We start from the raw sequence: 26,449 nt of genomic DNA, 5'->3' as shown, positions 1-26,449 counted from the left end.
GTTAAGTGAGGAAACGAGGGATGGCTCGACGCTGGCTGGCGCTTGTGTTTTTGACCTTGCTGGGCACTGTTGCCAGTGCGCAGGAAGCTGCGCCGACGCCCGCGGTCATCCATCTGGCCAGCGAAGACTGGGAAGACTACACCGCCGCCGACGGCCACGGCCTGGGCTGGGACGTGCTGCGCAAGGTGTTCGAACCGGCCGGGGTGAAGCTCGACATCCGCACTGAACCCTATACGCGCTCCGTAGGTCTGGCCGAGCGCGGTGAAGTCGATGCCTGCGTCGGTTCGTATAAAAACGAGGCCAGCGACCTGCTATACCCGCGCTGGAACTTCGACACCGATCACATCTACGCCCTGGGCCTGGCGAGCAATCCGTCACCGACCCCGGAGACCCTCGGCAACTATCGCCTGGCGTGGGTACGTGGTTACGACTATCAGGATTATTTGCCCAATGTGCGCAACTACAATGAGGTCGTGCGGCGTACCGGGATCCTGTCGATGCTCACTCACAACCGCGCTGACTATTACATCGATGCCTTGACCGAAATCGATTACGTGCTTGGCCGGGCCAAGGATCCGACGCAGTTTCGCAAGACGCATATCGCCGAATTGCCGCTCTACCTGTGCTTCGCCGACACGCCGCAAGCGCGCACACTGTTGGCGCTGTTCGACAGGCGCATGGAGCAACTGGTCAAGAGCGGGGAGCTGAAGCCGGTTTTCGAGCAGTGGAAGCAGCCGTATCCGTTTGAGACGCCCTGATGCGAACCCCTGTAGGAGCTGCGGCACGCTGCGATCTTTTGATCTTGAACCAATGCAACCCGTCAAAAAGATCGCAGCCTCGTTTCACTCGACAGCTCCTGCAGGGATCCCGGTTGTCCGAGGAGTCATCAAACATTTTGATCGTTATGCCCGATAATTCAGCCTAAGCGTCTGCAGGAACCTGCTGTTACAATGCCGGCCTGCGAATCTTCAGACTTTTAGATCAGGAGCACACCGGTGCCTGTCGTTTTTGTCGCCGCTTCCAAGCTGCCAACGCCTTTTGCACAATTCACCATGCACGGTTTTCTCGATGAGGCCACCGGCCGCGAGCACGTTGTGCTGAGCCTGGGTGATTTCGCCGACGGTGCCCCGGTGCTCGGCCGGTTGCACTCCGAGTGCCTGACCGGTGACGCGCTGTTCAGCCAGCGCTGCGACTGCGGCTCGCAACTCGAAGCGGCACTCAAGGCCATCGCCCGTGAAGGCCGTGGCGTGCTGCTGTACCTGCGTCAGGAAGGTCGCGGCATCGGTCTGCTGAACAAGATCCGCGCCTACGAGTTGCAAGACGGCGGCGCCGACACCGTTGAAGCCAACGAACGTCTGGGGTTTGCCGCCGATCAGCGTGACTACGCCATGTGCCTGCCGATGCTCGAGCATCTGGGCGTGAAGTCGCTGCGTCTGATGACCAACAACCCGCGCAAGGTCAAAGCCCTGACCGACATGGGCATCGTCGTTGCCGAACGTGTGCCGCTGCACACCGGTCACAACCCGCACAACAAACTGTACCTGGCAACCAAGGCCAGCAAGCTCGACCACATGATGGGCAACGAGCATCAGGGCGAGGTAGACCGCGCGTGACCCGCGGTCAGGTGCGACGCCGCCTGGCGGTCGACTGGTGGAAGTATCTGGCGTTGGCGCTGCTGCCGCTGTTTGTCCTGAACCTGCTGTTCGGTCAGGGCGAGGGCATTGTGCCGGTGCTGACCATGCCATTGTTCATCGCCGGCGTTGCGTCGATGTTTGTCAGCCTGAAGTTCTTCGGGCGCTACAAACACGCGCTGATCACCACGCAGAAAGCCCTCGACACCCCTGATGAACCGGCGGCCTGGATTGCTTTGGCCACCCAGCGCCGTATTGCATTGCTCGCGGCATCGTTGCCGGCATGGATCGGTGCGCTGGCGGTGTTCGTCGGTCTTGAAGCCGTACCGCTGATGTTGCTGGCGCTGTCCACGGCCGTGCTGTTCTACCTCTACCGTATCCCGCGTCAACTCGGCTGATGCGCCGTCTGTGGCTGGCGGTTCTGCTGCTGGCCTGCGCGGGCCCGGTGCTGGCGAGTCTGCGGGTGGTCAGCCTCGCGCCTTCGCTGTCGGAAATCGTCGTTGAGCTGGATTCGGCGGACCTGCTGGTGGGCGTACTCGATGCTGGCGAGCGTCCTGCCGCCATTGCCGGTGTTCCCTCGGTGGGGCGCTATGGGCAACTCGACATGGAGCGCCTGCTCAGCCTCAAGCCTGATGTGCTGCTGTTGTGGCCCGGCAGTGTCGGCCCGGCGCAGCGCGACCAGCTCAAACGCCTGAACATCCCGACCTACGTCGCCGAACCGCACAATCTCCAACAGTTGTCAGCGCAGATCGAGACGATTGCCGCGCAACTGGGGCGACCTGAGCGTGGGACGAAACTGGCGGCAGACCTGCGCAAGAAAGTCGATGACCTGCGCCAGCGCTATCGTCGCGACACGCCGCTGAACGTGTTTTATCAAGTCTGGGACAAACCGCTGTACACCGTCGGTGGCGGGCAGATCATCAGCGATGCGCTTGAGGTGTGTGGCGCACGCAATGTGTTTGCCGACCTGAGTGTGCCGGCGCCGCAGGTGAGTATCGAGGCAGTGTTACAGCGCGATCCGCAGGTGATTCTGGCCGGTGATCAGGCCCAGCTGGATGCGTGGAAAGCTTGGCCGCAGGTAGCAGCAGTGAAGCAGGGGAAACTGCTGTTGATTACCGATAAAGGCCTTGAGCGCCCAAGCGGCCAAATGATCGATGCCACCGCCAGACTCTGCCAACTCATTCAGCCACACCGCTGACCCCTGTAGGAGCTGCCGAAGGCTGCGATCTTTTGATCTTGCTTGTGGCTGACTTGGAGTCGCTGAGGATCAAGATCAAAAGATCGCAGCCTTCGGCAGCTCCTACAGGGAGTTCAGTTAAGTCCTGGAGTCCAGGTGACCCCAAACATCCAGACTCGACCCTCCTCGCGATAGCCATACTGGCTGCCGTCATAGCTGTAATTCGCCCGGCTGTAGCCTTTGTCGAAAACGTTATCGACCTTCAGATCCAGCTTGATCTCGCGGTTCAGCGCCCAACTGCTGCGCAAGCCGAACAAGGCGTAGCCACCCAGCGGGTTTTCATTTTTCAGGTCGTCATAACTGTTGCTGACAGTCTGCCAACTCGCACCGACGCCGATCTGGTCAAACTGGCGAGCCATATCCCAGCTCAATGTGCGCCGCGCACGACGCGCCAGAGTGTGCCCGGTATCACGATCGCGCGGGTCGATAATCGCCACACCGAGATTGCTCTGCCAGCCGAACAGTTCCTGTTTCAGCGCGGCTTCGAAACCATTGATCCGCGCCGAGGCCACGTTCTCCGGGCGCGAGTTGCTGCCGAAGATGATCGCGTCTTGCAGATCCGTGCGGTAGATCGACGCTTCCAGACGGCTGCTATCGCTCAACTGACTGCGCCATTGCAGTTCGTAGCTTTTCGAGGTTTCCGGTTTCAGATCCGGGTTGCTGAAGTCCGGGTAGTACAGGTCGTTGAAGGTCGGCGCGCGGAAGCCTTCGCTGTAGCTCAGCAGCAGATCGTTGTCCGGGTTCAGCGGCAGGGTAAAGGTGCCGCTCCAGGTGTTCTGGCTGCCAAACTGCTGATTGTCGTCGTGACGCAGACCCAGTTCGGTGGAGAAGCTGTCGGCCTGATAGCGATGCTGGATGAACGCGGCGCGGTTCCAGCGGCTGTCTTCGTTGAATGCGGTGCTGCTGTTGACCCGGTCCTCGTACCAGTCGCCGCCGAGGATCAGGCTGTTGCGCGCATCCAGAGTCAGGTCGTTCTGCCAGTTCACCGAGTCGCGATAGGTATTGAATACCGTGCGCTCGTCGCTGAGCTTGTCGAAGGTTTTCTCGCGGTTCTCGCTGTGACCGAATTCGACGCGGGTTTTCCAGGTTTCGTTGAACCGTGCATCGACGTAGCTGCTGACACTGCTGACGTTGAAGTCGCTGTAGGGCTGCTGTTGCACCGATTCGAAGGTGGACGTATCGAAGCGGCCAAACGGATTGTCAAACTCGCTCTTGCCACGGTTATCCAGCAGGTTGGCGCCGACTTCAATGTCATCGGCCAGCGCATGGCTGAGGCTCAGGCTGACGGATTTATTGCGATAGGCATCGTGATCGCCGTCGCTGGGATAGGACTCGTGAGTGCGGTCGAGACCGGCGGTGTCATCGAGGCTGGCGCCCAAGTTGAAACGGGTCTTCTCGTCGCCACCGGACAGGCCGAGGCTGCGTTCCCAGGTCTGGTTACTGCCGAAGCCGACGTGCAGGCGTGGTTGCAGGCCTTGCTCGTTGCCGCGCCGGGTGAAGATCTGAATCACCCCGCCAATCGCATCGCTGCCGTAAATCACCGAGCGCGAACCGCGCAGCACTTCCACACGTTCGATCTGATCGATGTTCAGGTGCTGCAGGTTGCTGTCGCCGGAGGTCGAACTGCCGATGCGCTGGCCATCGACCAGCACCAGACTCTGCGCCGACTGCGTGCCGCGAATGTAGATCCCCGGCAGACTGCCGCGCCCGCCTGCCTGCGCCACTTGCACGCCCGGCACCCGTTGCAGCAGGTCGGTGACGCTGCCCGGTTGCAGGCGGTCGATGTCTTCGCGGGTGAACACCGTGTTGGCGGCGCTGCTGTCGTTGCGCGCTTCGACCTGGCGGTTGGCACTGATCAGCGTGTCCGGCAGTTTCAGGGCCTGATCGCGCTCGAAGGTGTCGGCGAGGGTATTGGCGGTGGGAAGCAGGAAGAGGGGCAGGGCGAGGCGCGCGAGTTTCATGGACGTTCCACTGGTGTTTCTGGTTTGCACAAAATTTCTAGCGACACAAAACACTGTGGGAGCGGGCTTGCCCGCGATGGCGTCGGTACATCCAACATCAATGTTGACTGTGTCGACCTCATCGCGGGCAAGCCCGCTCCCACAGGGATGGTGATTACTTGTTGAGCAGAGTCAGGCGCTCACGCACCGCCGCTTCGATCCCCACTTCATCCAGCCCGCACTCGGCCAGCATTTGCGCCGGTTTGGCGTGCTCGACGTAAATGTCCGGCAAGCCCAGGTGCAGCATCGACCTGAGGATGTTCTCGCGCGCCAGGAATTCGCTGATCGCACCACCGGCGCCGCCCATGATCGCGTTCTCTTCAATGGTCACCAGCAGTTCGTGGCTGCCGGCGATCTCGCGCACCAACGCTTCATCCAGCGGCTTGACGAAGCGCATGTCGACCACGGTCGCATCCAGCTTCTCGGCGACTTTCAGCGCTTCGGTCAGTTGCACGCCGAACACCAGCAGAGCGACTTTGCTGCCCTGACGACGAACAATGCCCTTGCCGATCTCGATCGGCTCGAGGTCTTTGTCGATGCTCGCATTCGGGCCGGTGCCGCGTGGGTAACGCACCGCCGCCGGGCCGTTGTACAGGTGGCCGGTGGTGAGCATCTTGCGCAGTTCGTTTTCATCGCTCGGGGTCATGATGACCATGCCCGGGATGCAGCGCAGGTACGACAGGTCGAAGCTGCCGGCGTGGGTCGGGCCGTCTTCGCCCACCAGGCCGGCGCGGTCGATGGCGAACAGCACGTCGAGGTTCTGCACCGCGACGTCGTGCACCAACTGGTCGTAGCCGCGTTGCAGGAATGTCGAGTAGATCGCCACCACCGGTTTGGCACCTTCGCAGGCCATGCCGGCGGCGAACGTCACGGCGTGCTGTTCGGCAATTGCCACGTCGAAATAGCGCAGCGGGAAACGTTCGCTGAATGCCACCAGGTCCGAGCCTTCCTTCATCGCCGGGGTGATCCCGACCAGACGCGGGTCAGCCGCCGCCATGTCGCACAGCCACTCGCCGAACACCGCCGAATACTTTGGCCCGCTGGCCTTTTTCGGCGCGGCGGCCGGAGCGTCGACCGGTTCGAGCTTGGTGATCGCGTGGTAACCGATCGGGTCGACTTCCGCCGGAGCGAAGCCTTTGCCTTTCTTGGTGACGATGTGCAGGAACTGCGGGCCTTTCAGATCGCGCATGTTGCGCAGGGTGGCGATCAGGGTCGGCAGGTCGTGGCCGTCGATCGGGCCAATGTAGTTCCAGCCCAGCTCTTCGAACAGGGTGCCGGGAACCAGCATGCCCTTGGCGTATTCTTCGGTGCGACGGGCGATTTCCCAGGCGCCGGGCAGGCGCGACAGGACTTTCTTGCTGCCCTCACGCATGCTTGCGTAGGTGCGGCTGGAAAGGATCTTCGCCAGATAATTCGACAGGCCACCGACGTTGCGCGAGATCGACATGTCGTTGTCGTTGAGGATCACCAGCATGTTGGCGTTGACTTCCGGCGCGTGGTTCAGCGCTTCGAAGGCCATGCCGGCGGTCAGCGCGCCGTCACCGATCACCGCAATCGCCTTGCGCTCGCTGTTTTGCAGGCGGGCGGCAATCGCCATGCCCAGCGCTGCGCTGATCGAGGTGCTGGAGTGGCCGACGCCAAAGGTGTCGTACTCGCTCTCGGCGCGACGCGGGAAGGCCGCGATGCCGTCCTTCTGGCGCAAGGTTTCCATGCGCTGGCGACGACCGGTGAGGATCTTGTGCGGATACGCCTGATGCCCGACGTCCCACACCAGCCGGTCATCCGGGGTGTCGAACACGTAATGCAGCGCGATGGTCAGCTCGATGACGCCCAGGCCGGCACCGAAATGCCCACCGGTCTGGCCGACCGTGTAGAGCAATTCCAGGCGCAACTCATCGGCCAGGGTTTCCAGCTCGGCTTCGCCTAACCGGCGCAGGCCGTCCGGCGTGTTCGCGCGGTCGAGCAGGGGCGTGGTCGGGCGCTTGCGGGGAATCTCATGAAACGTCGTGGGCATCAGGCGAATCGTTATAGGTATAAAAGATGCGGCAGTTTACCTGATGCATCGCCCCCTGCCCACGCGTTGGTCTTTTTTGGCGGATTCGCCGTCAGTTGCGCCGCTCGACAATATACCGGGCCAGGTCGCGCAAAGGCTCGGCGGCCGCGTCAAACGGTCGCAGCGCGTGCAGGGCTTGATCGCGCAGCTCAAGGGCATAGGTCTTGGCCGCCTCCAGCCCCAGCAGGGCCGGGTAGGTCGGCTTGTCGCGGGCGATGTCGGCGCCCTGGCGCTTGCCGAGGGTCTCGGTATCGCTTTCGACGTCGAGAATGTCGTCCTGCACCTGAAAGGCCAGACCGATGGCCTGTGCATAAGTCTGCAGGGCCTTGAGTTCATCCTGCTCGGCACGGCCGCTGGCCAGAGCGCCGAGTTTGACGCTGACTTCGATCAGCGCGCCGGTCTTGTGCCGGTGCATCTGCTCCAGCGCTTGTTGATCGAGCTTCAGACCGACCGAACCGAGGTCGATGGCCTGACCGCCGACCATGCCCGCCGGGCCTGCCGCGTGCGCCAGCGCCGTGACCTGTTGCAGGCGGATGTCGGCATCCAGATTGCTCAGGCGCGGATCGAGCAGGGCGCTGAAAGCCAGGCTCTGCAAGCCGTCGCCGGCGAGGATCGCGCAGGCTTCGTCGAATTTCTTGTGGGTGGTGGGCTGGCCGCGACGCAGATCGTCGTCGTCCATCGCCGGCAAATCGTCGTGCACCAGCGAGTAAGCGTGGATCAGCTCCACCGCGCAGGCCGCGCCGTTGGCTTGCTCAGCCTTGCCGCCCAGCGCTTCGCACGCGGCGTAGGCCAGCAGCGGACGCACGCGCTTGCCGCCGATCATCACGCTGTAGTGCATCGCCTCATACAGGCGCGACAGCTCCGGCAGCGGTGCCTTGAAGAGGATTTCCAGTGCCGCATTGACTCGCGCCTGGCTGGTCGCCGAATAGGCCGCAATCATTCTGGCTGGTCCGCGTCGAAGGGTTCCTCGGCGAGTTCGCCATCGCGCTCCAGCAGCACTTGCACTTTCTGCTCGGCCTGGGCCAGCGCTGCCTGGCAGTCACGGGTCAGACCGATGCCTTGCTCGAAAGCGGTCAGCGAGTCTTCCAGCGACAATTCACCGTTCTCCAGACGCTCGACCAGTGTTTGCAGGTCGGCGAGGGACTGTTCGAAATCCAGTGCAGCTTTTTTGCGGGCCATGGCGGCGATTTCCGGTTGACGTTAAACCGGCGCGACACTAGCAGATAGGGGGTTTATGGGCAAATGAGCGGGGCTTTCGTAAGCCCTCGCCAATGGGGCAGCGGTTCAATTGGAGGAATTGTCCGGGTAGGTGATTTTGTATCGCGTGCTCCGTCCGCCTCCGGGCATTCGCTGCAGACAACCCTTTTCCAGCAGTTCCGCCAGATGTCGCGTCGCCGTGGCTTTGGAGACCTTGGCAACCGCCTGATACTGCGCCGCGCTGATACCGTGTTCGAACCCGCGCTCTCCACCGTCGAGCAAACGATTGAGTACTTTGATCTGCTCCACCAAAAGCTCGGATTCACGGTGCGCCTGCCAAAACCGGGTTTTACCCAGCACACTTTCGATCCGCGCGATGGCTTGCTGCAGACTGCGTAAAAGCGTCTGCAGAAACCACGTGAGCCACTGGGTGACATCCAGTGTGGCTTTTTGACTGGCCTCAAGCACTCGGTAATAGCCGCTTCGGTCATCGAGGATGCTGGCCGACATCGCGTAAAACCGGATGGCCTGTGCTTCGCCTTGCGCCAGCGCCAGATCGGTGATGGTCCGCGTCAGGCGTCCGTTGCCGTCATCAAACGGATGCAGCGTGACAAACCAGAAATGCGCGATGCCGGCCCGCAGCAACGGATCCAGCGCTGTTTGATGCTGGCTGGCCTCGAACCAGGCAAGAAACCTGTCGAGCTGCCGCTCGAGACCTTGGCGCGGTGGCGCCTCGAAATGCACAGTAGGGCGGTCGAGACGACCGGAAACTACCTGCATCGGTTCGTCACCGCGAAGCGCACCGACATGCATCGACCTTGCGGTAAAGTCGCTTTCCTGATCCGGAAACAGCCATCGATGCCATTCCAGTAATCGCTCCAGCGTCAGTGGTTCAGCGAAGCGCCGGGTGGCGTCGAGCATCAGTTGCGCCAGGCCTTCGCTGCGTTGGCTGACTTTATCGCCGTCGGGCAATTCCAGCCCCAGGCGTCGAGCCAATGACGAACGCACTGAGCCGACATTCAACTGCTCGCCTTCAATCGCCGAGGAGGTCACGATGTTTTGCAGCAGTGCGTCGAGTTCGGTCTGAGCGCTCAGGGAGTTGCCAACAGATCCGGCCATGCCCATCAATTGGCCTTGTGCCTGCACGCACTCGCGCAACAGGGGTGCCAGACGTTCGGCCTGCCAGTTGAAATCAGGCCAGTCAGGTTGTTGCCAGATCCATTGAGTCGTCATCGGTTATTGCCTGTAATAGGGCTGTGAGCCGAATAGAATCGCTATTCGGCTCATTTGGTGAGCCGAATATGACGGCTATTCGGCTCACCGTCCACTTTACGGCGTGATTCTCGCCGCAAATCCACATGTATCCGATTGTTAAAAAACTGCCGAATCGCTAATCTTCGCGCCTTCTACGACCCGCTAGTCACGGGGTCTTTCAGACGAAACGCAGTTTCCACCGCTGTGAAGTACCGAGGATCGGGTGCAAGGTTTCGTTCAGGCATGGCAGGAGGCATTACATGCGTTCATTTCTTTGGCTGCTGATCGGTTGGGCTTGCGCGCCCGCGCTGCTGGCGGCGCCGACTGCCGAGCTGTCAGAGCCGTCCGGTGGCTGGCGTTATCACGGCCTGCTTGATCGCAGTGAAAACCCGCAAGTCGCCTATCCCACCCCGCCAATCGATCGTGGCATCCAGCGCAATCGCACGATGATCCAGGGCCAGCTCAAGGCTATCGGTCATCAGCGCGGGCCGCATACGCTGGCGGTCAACGGCAATCCATTGAATCTGTACACCGACGATGACGGGCGTTTCGCCCGGCCTTATGCGTTTGGCGCCGGCTCCAACAGTGTCGAAGTGCGCAGTGCCGAGGGTCAGTCGCTCAAGCGTGTGCAGTTCTATGAAGCGAACAACTTGCGCACTCCGGCGAAGATCCGCGTGGTGCTCGGCTGGGATGATCCCAAGGCCGAACTCGATCTGCACATCATTACCCCGGACGGCCAGCATGCGTTTTTCGCCCACACGGCATTAACCAACGGCGGCGGTCTGGATCCGGATGGCGTCGATGGCCCCGGCCCGGAAATGTTCACCATGACCGCGCCGCTGCATGGCACCTATCTGGTTTACGTCAACTATTGGGGCAACTTCGGCGACGGCGGCTATAACTTCGAGGAGGCCAGCAACCAGAACGAGGTCATCACCTCGCAAATCACGCTGGTGCTCAACGAAAACACGGTCGACGAAAAACGCGAAACATTCATCGTGCCCCTGCGGGCGATCGGTGATCTGCTGCTGGTCAAGACTTTCAACTATTAAGCATCCCGCTCCACGGATGAACTTCGGGTTTTGTGAACATGAGTGATAACGCTGCTTCTCCGGCTGTCCCGACTCCTGCCGGCCAACCTTCCCGGCGCTGGCCGGCGCTGCTGATCGGCCTGGCCCTGGTGGCTGGAGCAGCCGGTGGTCTTGGCTGGCTGCTGCACAAGCCCAAGGTGCCGGCGGCGGCATTGGCCAGCGACAAGCTCGGTCTGAGCCGTCCGGATGCGCTGCTGGAAACCCGCTCCCTGAGCCAGTTGCCCAAGGACCTGCTGACGGTGCCGTTCCTGAAGGCCACGCTCACCGAAGATTTCGTCTTCTATTACGAAACCCACGCCGACCGTCTCGGCCTGATCGGCAGCCTGCGGCGGATCATTTACGAGCACGACCTGAAGCTGCAGGACAGCCTGATCGAACAGCTTTTCGACCAACCGGCCGATGTAGCGTTGTGGCGCGGTGCCGACGGCCGGCTCAAGGATTTCCTGCTGGTGATGGATCGCGGCGGGTTGGCGAAGCTGCTCGAACCGTTGGCGAAAGTGGCGCTGGACGATTCGCAGCTCAGCGTGTTCGGCAGCCTCAAGGTCGGCGGTGACGAAGTGCCGCTGTACCAGCTCAGCTACAACGCCAGCAAATCGCTGTTGTTCGCGTCGCGCGGTGACAAACTGGTGGTGCTGTCCAACCCGAACAAATATTACGACCCGGCCAACGGTGAATCGGAAGAGTCCGGGCACGTCTCGCCACAAGCGCTGGCGGCCTTGCTCAATGGCGACAAACTGTTCCCCGAAGCCTTCGGTCTGCCAGGCAAGGCACCGGAGATCAAACAGCGTCTGTCGGTCAATTCCAGCGTCCTTGCCATGGGCTATCAGCGCTTCATCCCGAACTTCGCCGGGCTGCGTTTCGACATGGACGACAAAGGCTGGCACAGCTATCTCGCCATGGATGAGCTGGATAACCAGCCGGACTTCGATTTCAAACCGGTGTGGCAAGCCATGCCGCTGGGCGCCAGTGCCTGCGTGACCTTGCCGGTGGCGGCGGAACCGCAGAAACCGCTGCTGGTGAAACTCGGCGCCGACGAAGCCGTGGCGCAGAAACTCACCGAGCACGTCGCCGGTGCGGCAGGCCTGTGCTGGTACGCCGATTCGCGGTTGTACACGCCGTTGCTGGTCGCCAGCCTGAAGGATGAGGACAGCAGCAAGCTCGATGGCGACCTGGGCACGTTGTTCGGTTCGATGGTGGGCGCCTACGAGTCGAATGTCGATGAACACGCATTCCCGGTGGTCGAGAAACAGGAAGGCCAGAGCCATGTCTGGCAGCGTCAGGTCAGCTCCAATTTCGGCCCGTACGCCGCTAAGACTGCCGAGAATCCGGACGCGATCAGCGGCCGCGCCTTCATGAAAGTCAGCCTCGCCCGCCACGGTTCGACGCTGCTGTTTTCCCTCGACGACAAACTGGTGGACAAGGCTCTCGGTACTCTCGACAAGCGCTTCCCGCCGATGGCCGACGTGCTGCCGAAAGATGTGCTGATGCCGATCTACTTCGGCCCGGATTCGATGGCGCAACTGATGCAGCAGGAAACCCTCGACAGCCTGCCGCAGGACATGGAGCCGGTGTTCTACAACGCCGCGCAAACCTACCTGATCCCGAAACTGCGCACCCTCGGCGGTATGGGCAAATACGCCCTGACCTTGCCCGAAGGCAGCGAGCCAGACGGCCACTGGCAATGGCTGCCGCTGGAATGGAAAGCGCTGTGACGGCATTGATCCGCAGCCTCGGCTTGCTCGCGTTATTACTCAGCGCCAGTGCCCGAGCCATCGAAACGCCTGCGCTGGATCCGGCGCAGTCGCAGGTATTTCGCGCCTGGTTCGTGCGCATCGCTCAGGAGCAACTGAGCCAGGGCCCGAGCCCGCGCTGGTATCAACAGGACTGCGCAGGCCTCGTGCGTTTTGCCGCCAACGAAGCGCTGAAGGTCCACGACGACAAATGGCTGCGCAGCAATGGCCTGTCCAATCGCTACCTGCCGCCGGAACTGTCGCTCAGCGATGAGCAGCGCAAGCTCGCCCAGCAATGGCAGCAGGGCGGCGGCAAGGTCGGGCCGTACGTCAACGCGATCAAACTGATTCAGTTCAATAGCCATCTGGTCAGCCGCGACGTGTCCCAGGCACGCCCCGGCGACCTGATGTTTTTCGATCAGGGCGACGACCAGCACCTGATGATCTGGATGGGCCGCTACATCGCCTATCACACCGGCACGACCACCCCCACTGACAACGGCATGCGTTCGGCAAGCCTGCAGCAACTCATGACATGGAAGGACACCCGATGGATACCCGACGCAGCCAACCCCAACTTCATCGGCGTCTATCGACTGAACTTTCTCTCCCAATGACCGGTGCCCGCATGCTGCGACTCTGCGCTCGAATTCCTCTGCTGCTGGCGCTGTTGCTGCCATTGGCGACCGTCAACGCTGAAGATTCGGTGGAGCCAAGCGGCTACACGGCAGTCGCCGGTGAAAGCTTCTTCCTGCTGGCCGACAGCAGTTTCGCCGCCGACGAGCAGGCGATGGTGCGTCTCGAAGCACCCGGTCGCGACTACCGGCGCTTCCGCATGGAGCCGTATGGCGGCGCCGACATTCGCGTGTACCGCATCGACAAACCGCTGGATTTCCTCAAGCGCCAGAAGAACCTGCACCGCGTGGTCAGCGACGGTCAGTTCAAGGGCGAAGGCCTGTCCAACACCCTCGCGTACCTGTGGGACAACTGGTACCGCAAATCGCGGCGGGTGATGCAGCGCGCGTTCTCCTATGAGTCGCGCAAGCAGGTCACCGAGGAAGTGCCGGAGCTGAAGATGGGCACCGCCATCGCTGCGCCGACGCCGTACGACGCGCAGCCGCAATTCGCCTTGATTCCGGGTCTGCCGGTGGTCAGCCAGTTCCGTTATCCGCTGTGGCAGGCCAAACCGATCCAGCCGCCGGCCGGGGTCAATCTGGCCGGGTCCTCCAGCGAGTTCGTCAGCGTTGCGCCGGGTAACGTGTACATCCCGCTGGGCAACCTGAAGCCGGGCCTGTACCTGGTCGAAGCGCTGATCGGCAAGTACCGCGCGACCACCATGGTCTTCGTTTCCAACACCGTGGCGGTGAGCAAGATTGCCGGTGATGAATTGCTGGTCTGGGCCGCGCGCAAACACGAAGGCAGTTCGGTGCCGAAGGTCAATGTGCTGTGGACTGACGGCCTCGGCGTGATGAGCAGCGGTGCCACCGATGCCGATGGTTTGCTGCGCCTGAAACACGTCAGCCCCGAGCGCTCGTTCGTCATTGGCGAGGATGAAGAGGGCGGGGTGTTCGTCTCGGAAAACTTCTATTACGACAGCGAAATCTACGACACCAAACTCTACGCGTTCACCGACCGGCCGCTGTATCGCCCGGGTGATTGGGTGTCGCTGAAAATCGTCGGTCGCGAATTCAAGAATGCGCGGGATTCGGTATTGCCGGGTGCGGCTGACGTAACGGTCAGCGTACTGGATGCCACCGGCACCGAGCTGCAGCACCTCGACCTGAAACTCGATTCCAAGGCCGGTACACAAGGCCGGTTCCAGTTGCCGGACAACGCCGTGGCCGGTGGTTACGAGATCCGCTTCAACTACAAGGATCAGGCCTACAGCAGCGCTTTCCGTGTGGCCGAATACATCAAGCCGCACTTCGAAATCTCGCTGAACCTGGCCAAGCAGGATTACCGCACTGGTGAGCCGGTGAAGGGCAGTCTGGTGCTGCTGTACCCGGACGGCAAACCAGTGGCCAACGCCAAACTGAGCCTGAGCCTGCGTGCCCAGCAACTGTCGATGGTCGACAACGAGCTGCAATACCTCGGGCAATTCCCGGTGGAACTGACCAGCACCGAACTGACCACCGACAGCAAGGGCAACGCGACCCTCGACCTGCCGGCCGCCGACAAACCGAGCCGCTACATGCTCACCGTGTTTGCCAGTGATGGCGCGGCGTATCGGGTCAAGACCACCAAGGAAATCCTCATCGACCGTGGCGCCGCGAGCTTCCGCCTGAGCGCGCCGCAACGCTTCAGCGCGGTCAACGACAAAGTTGCGTTCCGCTACGTCAACGAGGGGGGCAGCGAGCAGAGCAAAGCCGTGACCCCGAGCAGCTACAGCTGGGTGCGTCTGGAAGACCAGAGTACCGGTGAAGGCAAACTGGCGGCGACCGACAAGGGCTTCAGCATTGCCTTCGAGCGTCCGGGTACCTACAACCTGACGCTGAAAGATCAACACGGTCGGGTCATCGGCGCCACCGGTCATTCGGTTACGGGGGAGGGTGTCAAAGCGGTGCCGGGCACTGTGGAAATCGTCCTCGACAAGCCTGAGTACAAGGCTGGCGATGAAGCGCTGGCGCTGATCACCTTCCCGGGGCCGGTCAACGATGCCCTGCTGTCGCTGGAGCGCGATAAGGTCGAGGCCACCGCGCTGCTGGCCAAGGGCGGCGACTGGCTGAAGCTGGAAAAACTCAGCGACACCCAATACCGCGCGCGGATTCCGGTGAAGGACAATTTCGCGCCGAACCTGACCTTCTCGGTGCTGTACACCAAGGGCGGGCAGTACAGCTTCCAGAACGCCGGGATCAAGGTGGTCGCACCGCAAATCGACGTGGCGATCAGCACCGACAAAGCGGTGTATCAGCCGGGCGACACCGTCACCGTCGACCTGACCACGCAGTTCGCCGGCAAAGCAGTGCCGGCGCACCTGACCGTCAGCGTGGTCGATGAAATGGTCTACGCGCTGCAACCGGAAGTCGCGCCGACCATCGACCAGTTCTTCTACCACCCACGGCGCAACAACGTGCGCACCAGCGCCAGCCTGTCGTTCATCAGTTACGACGTGGCGTTGCCGGGCAGCCCCGGCGCGCCGGGCAAGGCCAACCGCAGCGAACGCGGGGTAAAAGTGCTGGAGCGTCCGCGTCGTGAAGACGTCGACACCGCCGCATGGCAGCCAGAGTTGTTGACCGGTGCTGACGGCAAAACCCGCTTCACCTTCAAGATGCCGGACTCGCTGACCCGCTGGCGCATCACCGCGCGGGCCATCGCCGATGACGGTCAGGTCGGGCAGAAGAAGCAGTTTGTTCGTTCGGAAAAACCGCTGTACCTGAAGTGGAGCGGGCCGAGCAAATTCCGCAAGGGCGATCAGCCACAACTCGGTGTATTCGCTTTCAGCCAGGCCGAGAAACCGGTCAAGGCTGAGCTGGTCAGCCATTACGCCGGCGTCGAACAACGCCTGCCGGTGACGCTGAACAACGGCATCAACTATGTGCCGCTGCCAGCGTTCGCCCTGGCCTCCGGTGAGTGGACCGCCGAGCTGGTGCAGGACGGCAAAATCGCTGACGCCCTCGCCGTGCGCCTGAGTGCGACCGGTGACGGCTGGCAAGTCACGCAAACCCAGAGCCTCGACGTGGCCAGCGGCGACACACCGTTGAGTTTGCCAGCAGATGCCACCGATATTCGCCTGCGTCTGGATGACAGTCCGCAAGCGCTGTTCCGTTCCGCGCTCGATGATCTGCTGAGCTACCCGTACGGTGGCGTCGAGCAGACCGCCAGCCGCTTGCTGCCGCTGAGCATTGCTTATCCGTCGCTGGCGTCGAACCCGCAGATCCGCGATCGACTGCGCCTGATCATGCAGAACAGCCGCCTGCGTCTGGTGCAGATGGCCGGGCCGTCGGCGAGCTTTACATGGTGGGGCTTTGACGGTGAGCCGGACGCCTTCCTCACTGCTTACGCTTACTACGCCGACTGGAACGCCAGTCAGGTGCTGGAACTGACTCTGCCACCGGAGCATTGGCAGCGAGTGCTGGAGGTCTACGCCAAACAAGCGCCGAACACGCCATTGCTGCAGCGAGCGCTGATCCTGTCGTTCGCCAGGCAGATGCATCTGCCAGTGAACACCTTGCTCAGCGGTTTGATGGACGATCTGGCCAAGGCCGGTGAGGGCAACGCCGAAACCCTGATGGACGACGGTGAAGACAGCCTGGTGATGAGCGATCCGGATTCGGCGCTAGGGCTGGCGGCGGCGCGGGTATTGACTGCGGCGCTGGCGACCCAGTCGAAAGTCGCGTTGCCGGAGGCGTTCAATCGACAGGTCGGTGCGGCGCAACAGCGTCTGGCGGTCAGTTCGCAGCCGTTTGCCGAAGCGCTGAATTTGTCGCTGCAAGCGTTCGATCAGGCCCGCGCGACGGCGTTGCTGCAACGTCTGTTGCCGCAGCAATCGACCCTCGAACGCGCCCTGGCGCTGAGCTGGTTGCAACGCAGCATCGCTCAGGCCTCGCCGACCATCGCGCTGCTGCCGGGTGAAGGCTGGAAGAAAAACTACGGCGCCACCGGCGAGATGTACTGGACCTGGCAGGGTGCGACGCCGGTGCCGAGCGTGTTGTCGGTGTCCGGCACTCAGGAGCGTCCGCTGCGCGCGGCGCTGAGCTTCCAGACCCAGCAACCGGCGGTCGATCCAATGGCCGTGACGATCACCCGGCGTCTGTCGCGACTGGTGCCGGGCGACGAAGCGTTCACCTTCAAACTGGAGCCGGTCGGCGCTAAACCGCTGTCCAGCGACAGCCTGTACCTGGACGAAGTGATCCTCACCAGCAAGGCGCCGAAACCGCTGCGCTACGGCATGCTTGAAGTGCCGCTGCCACCGGGCGCCGATGTCGAACGCACCACCTGGGGCATCAAGTTGCAGGGCAAGGACGGCACCGAGCCGACCGCTCTGGAGAAGGCGCGCTTCGAGCCGGGGCAACTGGCCTACGCGGTGCCGGTGGATGCGCTGAGCGGCGAATTGCGTTTGCGCCATCTGGTGCGCTTCTCGCAGAAGGGCCAGTTCAACCTGCCGCCGGTGCGTTTCACTCAGGTCTACGCGCCGCAGCATCAGGCCCGGGAAGCGAAAGCCGCCCTCGGTCAGGTCACGGTCAACTGACATGAACCGGCCGCTGCTGTGGCTGCTGATGTGTGTGATGCCTGCGCTGGCGACGGCGCAGGATGAGCCGCTGCGGCTGGCGTACAAGGGTGAGTTGCTGTCGTTGAATCACACGCAACTGATCGCTCGCGAGCCGTTGCCGCCGACGCTGGAGACGCCGCTGGGCAGCCTGTGGAAATTGTTCGTCTACGCGTGGCTGGTGGATACCGGTGCCCGCGAGCCGGCGTATGAGTGTCGCGGACAGTCGAAGGACGAGGTTTATTGCTGTTCGGCGGGCGGCAGGATCGAGCGTGATCAGGCGTTGGTGAAATCCTGCGGCTTGTACTTCGAGCCGGCGCGGCTGGGCATTGCTGCTGCCGATTGGCGTACGTATTGGCAGGCGCGGCAGGCGCCGGCGTGGCTGCTGGATTTGCCAACCGTGCAACCGGCCACTCGGGTTTCCGTAGCTGACTTGCTGAAGGTGTTGTCGGTGTTGCCGGCGCAGGAGCAGATGCGCCGCGTGTTGCTCGACGTCGTGCTGAATGCGGCGGACGGCAATGTGGTTGGTGAGCTGGGCGGGCGCTTGCGGGTGAAAACCTGGAGCTGGCTCGGCGATCAGGATCCGCAGTCGCGCCAGGGTGGTTTCGCCGGTTGGACGGCGGACGGCTCGCCGATCTGGGCCGGTGGCCGGGGCACCAGTCAGATGGTTTTGCGCCATCACGGGCAGGCGTTGGCGACGGTGCTGCCTGCTTCCTGGCCGGCGGAAGCAGGGCGTTGTGTTGAGGTCGGACTGTTCTCGCGTTATCCGCTTTCGCGAGTTCTGTCGGGTGAGCGCGTTGCTGGTTCCGGGCCTTTGCAGGGCGACTACCGCGTCGAATTCGCCAACGGCAATGCGCTGGATATCCACAGTTCCGGCGAACTGTTTCTGCTCAACGACAAACTGGTCGCCAGACTTGATCGCGAAGAATACGTCGCCCGCGTCCTTGAGCGCGAAGCCAAACCTGAACCCGCCGAAGCTGCCAAAGCCTTGGCCGTGGCGATCCGCACCTATCTGCTGCAAAACGCCACGCGCAACGGCGATTGCCTGAGCATCGACGACAGTAGCAACCGTCAGCGCGTCGCTCCGCGCCCGGCCTCCGCCGAGTCGCGCAACATTGCGGCGTGGACCGCGGATCTGGTGTTGGCCGGCAGCACCGTCACCTATCACTCCGATCAACCCGGCCCGGACAAACTCGCCTGGCAACAAGCCGTCGAGCAGGCCAGCGCCGGCCAGCGCTATGACGCGATTCTGCTGCACGCTTATCCGCGCGCCAGCCTCAGCCGTTGGGACAACCCGGTCGCTTCCTGCGAAGCGCTGCCTGCCGCGCAAGACTGGCTGCAAAAGCAGCGTCGCGGCTGGCGTCCGACCCTGGAAAGCGAAACCGGCTACAACGAAGTCAGCACGTTCGCCGTGTGCAAACTGGCGTTCGGCCGCCCGTTTGTCGATCGCGAACGCCAGCGCATCTACGTGCGCGGCGTGCTCACGCTGCAGGATCGCCTCGACCTGACTCACGAATACCTGCACCTGGCCTTTGAGGCACATCCCAACGGCCAGGATGAAACCTACATCGAAGGGCTCGCCCGTCACCTCTTGCTGGAATAGACCATGACACTCCGTTATCCACAGGTCTTGCTGTTGCTCTGCGCGTTCAATGCATGGCCGATGGCGATGGCCGCCGACAGCGTCAAACTCGACACCCCGATTGGCGGCTGGCGCACCGGCGCGCCCGAGGGCGAAGGCGAAAACTTCCGCCAGACCGTCAACTACCCGGCCTCTTCGGTCAACACCCCGGTCGGCCAGGCCAACACCGCGCGCATCAGCGGCGAAATCAAAGCCACCCCCAAGAACAAGGAGCCCGGCCGGTTGATCGTCAATGGTGTCAGCATGCCGCTGAAAATCGACGACAGCGGCCGCTTCGACCGTCCGTTCTCCTTCCCCAACGGCAGCAACAGCGTCGAAGTGCGCAGCCCCGACGGCCAGCAACGCCATCGCACGCAGTTCCTCAACGCCAGCGGCGGCGCGACTCCGGCCAAACTGCGCGTGTTGCTGTCGTGGGACAGCGACGGTACCGACCTCGACCTGCACCTGATCACCCCCGACGGCGCGCACATCTGGTACGGCGATCGAGTCGCGCCCAATGGCGCGGCGCTCGACGTCGACGTCACTACCGGCTACGGCCCGGAAATCTTCGCCATGCCGGCACCGATCAAGGGCCAGTATCTGGTGTATGTGAACTACTTCGGCGGTGGTTATCGCGGGGATGATGAAGGCGGGGAAGAGGCGGTGCAGCCGCTGACCACGGCGCAGGTGTCGGTGATTACCGAGGAAGGCACGCCGAGCGAGAAGATGGAGACGTTTGTGGTGCCGATGCGGGCGGTGGGGGAGTTGACGTTGGTGAAGTCGTTCAGTTATCCCTGAGCAGGTAACTGCTCAGGGTTGCACTAGAAACCGGGCGGAATATAACCGGGCACGAACGGCACGTTGATGCACTTGCCGTGAATGATCTTTCCGTCCTCGATCCTGAACAGCACGATCTTTTTCGCCTTGTTGACGGTGGCTTCGAGTTTGCAATCGGAACTGTGGCCGACCGTCTGGTAATACTCGGTGTAAACCATGCCGTTACCGGTGTGATTCATTGAAGTCCCGGCCGCTTCCGTGGTGGTCCAACTGGACGATTTATACCAGGTGAGCACAGCCAGATTCTCGCCGTTGGCCCCGGTCTGTTTTTTCATCGAGTCGGGTTTGCCAAACAGATCGAGCGCTTCCTGAACATCGCGTCCTTCCCAGCGCGACTGCGCAATCAAGTGGCAGCCATTGATCAGCAAAACGGCGGGCGTTATCAGCAGCGCCAATAACGTTTTAGTCCATGGGTTCATCGTTATTCCCGCCGCTTACTTGTTGCCCAGGATCGAGTCGAGGTTATCCATCATCTGGCCTTTCTCCTGAATCGGCGCCAGTTTGAAGAACATCTGCTGCATACCCTGAATCATCTGCAGGTACTCCATCTTGCCCAGCGCAATCATGTCCTTTTTATTGGGTGAGCAAACAAACTCGCTGGTGCGCTGCACCCAGAACTCCTTCGGCTGCTGCCATTGGTCATTAACTTTCAGGTTGCGCATCATGTAGGCGATGCGATCAACCGACTGGCCATTGAGCATTCGGACCTTATTCGTCGAACACTGAACTTCGAGGTTGTAGGCATCGATCATCGGTTTGCCGGGTTCTTCATACACCAGTGTCACGGCGACCAACTTGGCCCCCTTGGTGTGCTTCGACGGCACGACTGAAGTGCTGTCGGCGACAAACATGATGTTCTTGTGGGGAATACCGTTGCCGTAAATGATCCACCAGTCACCAACAAGCTTCGGCTCGTCTGCCAAGGCTGAAGTGGTAGCGGTCAGGAGTACGGTCAGTAGAACAGCGAATTGATTGAGTTTGAAAAACGACGACATGGTGTTGCTCCATTCCTTGGTGCTTTTGTAATGCACAAAAACAGAATGGAAATTTAGTGGTGAGGTTGGGCGCGGGGCAATTAGGGCGGATGTGCTAATGGCTTATTGCGATGCCTGTTTGTTCCACTCCTTTAAAGCACGACGATCGAATTCAAGACTATAGGTCATCCAGACTTACCTTGACTCGTTGAGGGGAAGCGAGACGTTCGCTAACAACGGCAATGAGCGCTTCATCTTCTTCGCTGATAAGTGCGGTCTTGAACGGCAGTTTTCCCCGCTCAGCAACGTATTGAAGTGTTTGGCGCAGAAGCTCTGAAGGTGTGACGCCGAGCTTTTCCAACTCGGCGAAGGAGCGTTGTTTCAGCTCATCATCAATGCGGATGTTGATGGAGGCCATGATGCAATACCTGTAATGACGTTTGTCGTTACGGTAGCAGGGGCACCGAACCAGGCAAATGGGAATTCAGGTTTCAGACGTTAGGCCTGGCTTTCTTTCAGGCATTAAAAAGCCGGCTTGTGGCCGGCTTCTCGGGGACTGGCTTGGTTTATTTTTGGTAAACCGCGTCAGCCTTCAAAACGTACACCCGGATCTGCGTCCGGCTGTGGGACTTGGTCAGACGTTGGTCTGCCGCGTCAGGCGTCATCTGGGCCGCGGGAGCGGGGCGATGCGCAAATGTGGGGCGCAGGATACTGAGTTTTGTCGGGGATTCCCAGTCTCAAGTGCGGAATAGAGCCACTGCGGGGGGCAAAATTCGTCATTTGTACTGATTTTCGGGGCCTCTTCGCGAGCAGGCTCGCTCCCACAGGTGTTGGTGCAGGGTCGAAGGTCCGTATCCGATCAGAGAAACGGCACCACCGGCCGGCGTTTGCCCAGGGTCGACCACCAGAATACCCAGCCCAGGATATGGATTCGTTGCTCTTCGATCTGCGCGGCGCGAAAGATTTCGTCCGGGTGTTCGGCGCTGTTATGGCTGCGCAGGCGCAGGGCGTTGCCGGGCATACGGTGCAGGTATTTGATGCGCAGCATGCCGTCGTGTTCGATGGCGTAGATTTCGCCATCGACGACTTGGGTCAGGCCGCGGTCGATGCCGACGATAGAGCCGTCTTCGATGCGCTCGGCCATGCTGTTGCCGATCATGTGTGCGCAGATGGCGTCGGTGTGGCGGATTTCCAGTTGATCGAGGTGGGCGCGGGGCAGGCGGATGGTTTGTTCGGGGTCGAGGATGACGTGGGTTTTGCCGGCGCCGTTGGTGATCGGCGTTTCCTTGAAAAACGGCAGTTCGATGTCCCTGGGGTCTATGACGGTGTAGACGCCGCAGATGGCCTCGGCATCAAAGGTGTCGCCGTTGCTGGCAGGCGTCTGCAGGCGCGGTAACTCCTTGCTGCCTTCGCCGGTCTTCAGCCACTCGCTGTTGACCGAGAGCAGGCGCGAGACTTCCTCCATGCGATACGCCGGGACACCCCGGGTGTACCAGTTATGAATGTTTTGGGCTTCCGTGCCCCAGAACTTTGCGAATCCCGTGGTGGTGATGTTCGCTGCTTCCAGGAGTGCCTTGAATCTTGGACCGCTAGTGTTCTTTCTCATAAACACCGAGTCTACGGCCGTGCCAGAGCGGTTTGAATAAACCGGGTGTTCAAAAAAAGGCTGTATTTTGCGACTGGATGTAAGACGTGCTTGTGGGAAATCACTCACATCGAAACTTTTCTGTAGTCCGTGATAAACACCCTGTTTAAAACGCCATTGCTCAGGCACAAAAAACCCCGGATCAACCGGGGTTTTCTTCAGGCATCTTGCAGTCAGCAGGTGCTTAGCCCTTGTAGGCAGCAACCGACTTGGTGATCGCTTCGCGAGCGGCGTCAGCGCCAGCCCAGCCTTCGATCTTGACCCACTTGCCTTTTTCGAGATCTTTGTAGTTCGCGAAGAAGTGCTCGATCTGCTGGATCAGCAGCGGTGGCAGGTCGGTGTATTCCTTCACGTCGACGTACAGCTGGGACAGCTTGTCGTGTGGGACTGCGATGACTTTGGCATCGCCGCCGCCGTCGTCGGTCATGTTCAGGATGCCGACTGGACGCGCGCGGATCACCGAGCCTGGAGCAACCGGGTAAGGGGTCACAACCAGCACGTCGAGGGGATCACCGTCGTCAGCCAGGGTGTTCGGGATGTAACCGTAGTTGGCCGGGTAGAACATTGGGGTGGCCATGAAACGGTCAACGAACAGGCAATCGCTGTCTTTGTCGATTTCGTATTTGATCGGCGCGTGGTTGGCCGGGATCTCGATCGCGACGTAGATGTCGTTCGGCAGGTCTTTGCCAGCCGGAATCTTGCTGTAGCTCATTGGGCGTTGCCCCCGTAGTTGACCAAAAACACTTGGCCGGATTGACCAAAAAGTGGCGGCGATTATAGGCACATTCCTACGCCGACGCCACGTACCAGAAGTCGTGCAGCGCTTACGCGTGCGCCTGATAGACCGGGTCTGTGGCCTGAAGTTGCCGCAGCCTGCCCAACGGATCCTGCCGGTAGAAAAGCTGCAGTTGCAAGTAGACCTGTGGATAAGCCGCGTGCAGCAGATCCGGGGCGCTGAAAAAGTATTCGCTGGTGACCGCGAAGAACTCCGCCGGGTTTTCGGCGGCGTACGGGTCGATGGCGGTTTCGGCGTCGGGGTTGCGGTCGAGCTGGCGGTTGAGGTCATCGTAGGCGTGTTGCATGACCTCGGCCCAGTCGCTGACGCGCATGTCGGCGTGCAGCGGCGGCAGGCCGTTGGCGTCGCCGTTGAGCATGTCGAGTTTGTGCGCCAGTTCGTGGATCACCAGGTTGTAGCCTTCCCAGCCACCACTGGCCATCACCCCCGGCCAGGCGAGGATGATCGGGCCCTGTTGCCAGGCTTCGCCGCTGTGTTCACCGTCCCACTCGTGCTCGACACCGCTGGCATCGCGATGCCGTTGCGGGCTGAGAAAGTCATCGGGATAAAGGACGATTTCGTGGAAACCCTGATACCAGTTCAAGTCGCCGAGATTGAGCAGCGGCAACTGGGCCTGGGCGGCGAGCAACAGGCGTTGTTCCTGATGCAATTCGACACCGGGCAGGGCGGTCAGGTGTTTTTCTTCGAGGAACAGCACGCAGGCTTCACGCAACCACTGGTCTTCGGCGGCGCTGATGCCGTCGAGAAAACTCAGGTGATGGCGCACCCGTTGCCACATCTCGTCGGCAATCGGGTGCCTGGCCAGAATGCGCCGGCGACGCCAGGCGCTCAGTGACCACATCGGATCAGTGGGTTTCGACTTTGGCGCCGCCGAACCGGCTGCGCACCACACCGATGATCATCGGTACCAGCGACAGCAGGATGATGGCGACCACCAGCAGCGACAGGTTCTTTTTGATGAACGGCACGTTGCCGAAGAAATAACCCAGGGTCACCAGACCGCCGACCCACAGCACGGTGCCGAACACGCTGAATGCGAAGAAACGCGGATAAGGCATTTTCCCGACGCCGGCGACGAACGGTGCAAACGTGCGGATGATCGGCAGGAAGCGCGCCAGGGTCACGGTTTTGCCGCCGTGCCTGTCGTAGAAATCGTGGGTTTTTTGCAGGTAATCGCGACGGAAGATTTTCGAATTCGGGTTGCTGAACAGTTTTTCGCCCGCCGTTCGGCCAATCACGTAGTTGGTGCTGTCGCCGAGGATCGCCGCGAGCATCAACAGACCGCCCAATAGCACCGGATCCATGCCACCGCCCGCCGCCACGGCACCGGCGATGAACAGCAGCGAATCACCCGGCAGGAACGGCATCACCACCAGACCGGTTTCACAGAAGATGACTGCGAACAGAATCGCGTAGATCCACGGCCCGTAGTTGGTGACCAGCAAATCGAGGTACACATCGAGATGCAGGATAAGGTCGAGCGGGTTGAAATCCATGGGGGCACCTGTGGTAACGGCCCGACTCGGCAGGCCTGTGCGGATGATTCGGGTGTAAGCCTACAGCGGGGTGTAGTTTTTCTTACAAGCCGGAAAGCTCGGGATTATACGGTCTGAGAGGTGAAAAGCGCGTTGGTTTTGTAGCGAGGGATGTCGGGGTGTGATGAATTGTCAGGAATGACGGGAGGGGCTAAAAAGATCGCAGCCTTCGGCAGCTCCTACCTTTGGAATGCGTTATCCCTGTAGGAGCTGCCGCAGGCTGCGATCTTTTGATTTCAGAGCTCGTCGCTGATCGGCAACACGTAGTTCTTGAACTCGGTGTCTTCCTTGAAGCCAATGGATTCGTAGGTCTTCTGCGCCACCTCATTGTCAGCACTGGTGGACACGCGCATGCGCACGGCCTGGGTTTCCTTGGCCATTTTCTTCGCGGTGCGGATCAGGTTGTCGGCCACCAGCTGGCGGCGGGCATCTTCGGCGACATAGATATCGTTGAGGATCCACACGCGCTTGAGCGACAGCGAGGAGAAACTTGGATACAGCTGGCAGAACCCCATCAGTTTCTTGTCGTCATCATCGGCCAGGGCCAGATAAATCACCGATTCCTTGCGTCGCAGGCGCTTTTCGAGAAACGCGCGGGAGGAATCCGGGTAAGGCAGGGAACCGTAGAACTCGCGATACTTGACGAACAACGGGGTCAGCAAATCCAGGTGTTCGAGGGTCGCTTGAATAATCCGCATGATAGGTCTCGTCTTCAAGTGGCTGTCTTCAACTGCTCTGACGGCGATGGGAAACCCTGCGGCCGTGCTTCGATCCTGCCTTAAAACAGCGCAGAAACGCAATGCGGAAACGGTTCAGGTTGTGGGTGGATCAAGCAGGAAGTTTCCCTTCATGTCCGCACCGGTGTCCGACTCCAGCGTCTGTACTTGCGCTTCATCCTTCAGGTTGACCCCCGACAGCTGCCGCCGACAGGCTTCGCGCATCAGATACAACAAGCGATGCGCCGCCATGCCATAGCTCAAGCCCTCAAGCCGCACATTGGAGATGCAATTGCGGTAGGCATCGGTCAGCCCGACTTTTGGATTGTAGGTGAAATACACACCGAGGCTGTCGGGCGAGCTGAGGCCCGGACGCTCGCCGATCAGCATCACGACCATTTTTGCGCCCAGCAACTGACCGATCTCGTCACCGATGGCCACTCGACCCTGTTCCACCAGCACCACGGGGGCAAGTGACCAGCCGTCGGTGCTCATCTGCTCCTCCAGACGGCTCAGAAACGGCAAGGTATGGCGATGCACCGCCAGCGCCGACAAACCGTCCGCCACCACAATCGCCACGTCGACCCCGCCGGGATTGGCCTGCGCGTGCTCATGCAGGGCCTGCGCCGAGGTGTCGCTGAGCTTGCGCCCCAGATCCGGACGTTGCAGGTAGCTGTTGCGATCAGTCGCCGCGCTGTGCAGCAATAAACTGTCGCGCCCGCGTTCGCTCAGCTGCGCACTGAGCCCGGCATGATCGAACGGCAGATGCACCGCATCCCGCGCCTGAGCGTGGGCGAACTGGAAATCCAGCTGGGCGCGGGTTGGCAGGCTGGTGCCGGTACGGCCCAAGGCAATGCGCGCCGGGGTCAGGCGGCGCAACTCCAGCCAAGGGTTTTGCGGGTCCACAGGCGGTTTTTCCATCACAC

At 61.2% G+C, this 26,449-nt stretch carries 24 protein-coding genes; 10 read left to right on the top strand and 14 right to left on the bottom strand.

The window, feature by feature from the left end:
* The first annotated feature begins 20 nt into the window (after positions 1-20).
* From AC193Q_RS16840 to AC193Q_RS16825, 4 genes are all read left to right on the top strand, one after another.
* On the top strand, positions 21-758 hold the full coding sequence (locus AC193Q_RS16840) for a transporter substrate-binding domain-containing protein (RefSeq protein ID WP_121187429.1): 738 nt from the start codon (positions 21-23) through the stop codon (positions 756-758).
* 237 nt (positions 759-995) lie between these two features.
* Positions 996-1,613: a GTP cyclohydrolase II gene (gene ribA / locus AC193Q_RS16835; RefSeq protein WP_027612931.1), complete on the top strand. Its 618-nt coding sequence runs from the start codon at positions 996-998 to the stop codon at positions 1,611-1,613.
* Positions 1,610-2,029: a hypothetical protein gene (locus AC193Q_RS16830; RefSeq protein WP_047296863.1), complete on the top strand. Its 420-nt coding sequence runs from the start codon at positions 1,610-1,612 to the stop codon at positions 2,027-2,029. The genes ribA and AC193Q_RS16830 overlap by 4 nt, the downstream gene beginning before the upstream one ends.
* Positions 2,029-2,829 carry a cobalamin-binding protein gene (locus AC193Q_RS16825; protein ID WP_121187426.1) on the top strand — a complete coding sequence of 267 codons (801 nt, stop codon included), beginning with the start codon at positions 2,029-2,031 and terminating at the stop codon, positions 2,827-2,829. The genes AC193Q_RS16830 and AC193Q_RS16825 overlap by 1 nt, the downstream gene beginning before the upstream one ends.
* 113 nt (positions 2,830-2,942) lie before the next feature.
* On the opposite strand, the gene AC193Q_RS16820 is transcribed toward AC193Q_RS16825, so the two are convergent.
* The 5 genes from AC193Q_RS16820 to AC193Q_RS16800 all read right to left on the bottom strand — a co-directional run bounded on the left by AC193Q_RS16820 (position 2,943) and on the right by AC193Q_RS16800 (position 9,351).
* The gene (locus AC193Q_RS16820; RefSeq protein ID WP_483878627.1) at positions 2,943-4,829 is read right to left on the bottom strand and encodes a TonB-dependent receptor domain-containing protein; all 1,887 of its coding nucleotides are present in this window, start codon (positions 4,827-4,829) and stop codon (positions 2,943-2,945) included.
* A gap of 154 nt (positions 4,830-4,983) precedes the next feature.
* Positions 4,984-6,882, bottom strand: a complete 1,899-nt coding sequence (gene dxs, locus AC193Q_RS16815; RefSeq protein WP_121187421.1) for a 1-deoxy-D-xylulose-5-phosphate synthase — start codon at positions 6,880-6,882, stop codon at positions 4,984-4,986.
* Positions 6,883-6,973: 91 nt separating this feature from the next.
* A complete protein-coding gene (gene ispA, locus AC193Q_RS16810) occupies positions 6,974-7,861 on the bottom strand; it encodes a (2E,6E)-farnesyl diphosphate synthase (protein WP_121187419.1) in 888 nt (295 codons plus the stop codon).
* Positions 7,858-8,100 carry an exodeoxyribonuclease VII small subunit gene (locus tag AC193Q_RS16805; RefSeq protein ID WP_007894317.1) on the bottom strand — a complete coding sequence of 81 codons (243 nt, stop codon included), beginning with the start codon at positions 8,098-8,100 and terminating at the stop codon, positions 7,858-7,860. Before AC193Q_RS16805 ends, ispA begins: the two co-directional genes overlap by 4 nt.
* Before the next feature lie 105 nt (positions 8,101-8,205).
* On the bottom strand, positions 8,206-9,351 hold the full coding sequence (locus AC193Q_RS16800) for a Fic family protein (RefSeq protein WP_095668207.1): 1,146 nt from the start codon (positions 9,349-9,351) through the stop codon (positions 8,206-8,208).
* A 281-nt stretch (positions 9,352-9,632) separates the two neighbouring features.
* Here AC193Q_RS16800 and AC193Q_RS16795 point away from each other — a divergent pair, with 281 nt between their 5' ends.
* Genes AC193Q_RS16795 through AC193Q_RS16770 form a run of 6 tightly spaced genes read left to right on the top strand, consistent with a single transcriptional unit; the run spans position 9,633 to position 19,818 of the window.
* Positions 9,633-10,424 carry a YfaP family protein gene (locus AC193Q_RS16795; protein WP_047296857.1) on the top strand — a complete coding sequence of 264 codons (792 nt, stop codon included), beginning with the start codon at positions 9,633-9,635 and terminating at the stop codon, positions 10,422-10,424.
* A 38-nt stretch (positions 10,425-10,462) separates the two neighbouring features.
* Positions 10,463-12,175, top strand: coding sequence for a DUF2138 domain-containing protein (locus AC193Q_RS16790; protein ID WP_121187416.1), 1,713 nt, complete (start codon positions 10,463-10,465; stop codon positions 12,173-12,175).
* Complete coding sequence (locus tag AC193Q_RS16785) at positions 12,160-12,810, top strand: DUF1175 domain-containing protein (RefSeq protein ID WP_121187413.1); 651 nt, start codon at positions 12,160-12,162, stop codon at positions 12,808-12,810. Before AC193Q_RS16790 ends, AC193Q_RS16785 begins: the two co-directional genes overlap by 16 nt.
* Complete coding sequence (locus AC193Q_RS16780; RefSeq protein ID WP_121187411.1) at positions 12,807-17,381, top strand: alpha-2-macroglobulin family protein; 4,575 nt, start codon at positions 12,807-12,809, stop codon at positions 17,379-17,381. Before AC193Q_RS16785 ends, AC193Q_RS16780 begins: the two co-directional genes overlap by 4 nt.
* Position 17,382: 1 nt before the next feature.
* Complete coding sequence (locus AC193Q_RS16775; RefSeq protein ID WP_121187409.1) at positions 17,383-19,002, top strand: DUF2300 domain-containing protein; 1,620 nt, start codon at positions 17,383-17,385, stop codon at positions 19,000-19,002.
* Between the two features lie 3 nt (positions 19,003-19,005).
* Positions 19,006-19,818 carry a DUF2135 domain-containing protein gene (locus AC193Q_RS16770; protein ID WP_121187407.1) on the top strand — a complete coding sequence of 271 codons (813 nt, stop codon included), beginning with the start codon at positions 19,006-19,008 and terminating at the stop codon, positions 19,816-19,818.
* A 23-nt stretch (positions 19,819-19,841) separates the two neighbouring features.
* Here the strand turns inward: AC193Q_RS16770 and AC193Q_RS16765 are convergent, their stop codons facing one another.
* From AC193Q_RS16765 to eutC, 9 genes are all read right to left on the bottom strand, one after another.
* Positions 19,842-20,276: a hypothetical protein gene (locus AC193Q_RS16765; RefSeq protein WP_047296849.1), complete on the bottom strand. Its 435-nt coding sequence runs from the start codon at positions 20,274-20,276 to the stop codon at positions 19,842-19,844.
* Between the two features lie 15 nt (positions 20,277-20,291).
* Positions 20,292-20,852: a hypothetical protein gene (locus AC193Q_RS16760; protein WP_121187404.1), complete on the bottom strand. Its 561-nt coding sequence runs from the start codon at positions 20,850-20,852 to the stop codon at positions 20,292-20,294.
* A 157-nt stretch (positions 20,853-21,009) separates the two neighbouring features.
* Positions 21,010-21,249 (bottom strand): type II toxin-antitoxin system RelB/DinJ family antitoxin, encoded by a 240-nt coding sequence (locus tag AC193Q_RS16755; protein ID WP_041064933.1) that lies wholly within the window; start codon positions 21,247-21,249, stop codon positions 21,010-21,012.
* A 441-nt stretch (positions 21,250-21,690) separates the two neighbouring features.
* On the bottom strand, positions 21,691-22,437 hold the full coding sequence (locus AC193Q_RS16750; RefSeq protein WP_047296837.1) for a S24 family peptidase: 747 nt from the start codon (positions 22,435-22,437) through the stop codon (positions 21,691-21,693).
* 223 nt (positions 22,438-22,660) lie between these two features.
* Positions 22,661-23,188 (bottom strand): inorganic diphosphatase, encoded by a 528-nt coding sequence (gene ppa, locus AC193Q_RS16745; RefSeq protein ID WP_003205933.1) that lies wholly within the window; start codon positions 23,186-23,188, stop codon positions 22,661-22,663.
* Positions 23,189-23,300: 112 nt separating this feature from the next.
* Positions 23,301-24,113: a M90 family metallopeptidase gene (locus tag AC193Q_RS16740; RefSeq protein WP_047296836.1), complete on the bottom strand. Its 813-nt coding sequence runs from the start codon at positions 24,111-24,113 to the stop codon at positions 23,301-23,303.
* A 4-nt stretch (positions 24,114-24,117) separates the two neighbouring features.
* Positions 24,118-24,768: a DedA family protein gene (locus AC193Q_RS16735; protein WP_041064947.1), complete on the bottom strand. Its 651-nt coding sequence runs from the start codon at positions 24,766-24,768 to the stop codon at positions 24,118-24,120.
* A gap of 275 nt (positions 24,769-25,043) precedes the next feature.
* On the bottom strand, positions 25,044-25,505 hold the full coding sequence (locus AC193Q_RS16730) for a GNAT family N-acetyltransferase (protein ID WP_007958617.1): 462 nt from the start codon (positions 25,503-25,505) through the stop codon (positions 25,044-25,046).
* Positions 25,506-25,619: 114 nt separating this feature from the next.
* The gene (gene eutC, locus AC193Q_RS16725; RefSeq protein ID WP_047296920.1) at positions 25,620-26,444 is read right to left on the bottom strand and encodes an ethanolamine ammonia-lyase subunit EutC; all 825 of its coding nucleotides are present in this window, start codon (positions 26,442-26,444) and stop codon (positions 25,620-25,622) included.
* Positions 26,445-26,449 lie beyond the last annotated feature (5 nt).

Source organism: Pseudomonas sp. F2, from assembly GCF_057174385.1.
Note: the sequence above shows the minus strand (reverse complement) of the source record. Positions and strands in the feature narration are given on the sequence as shown.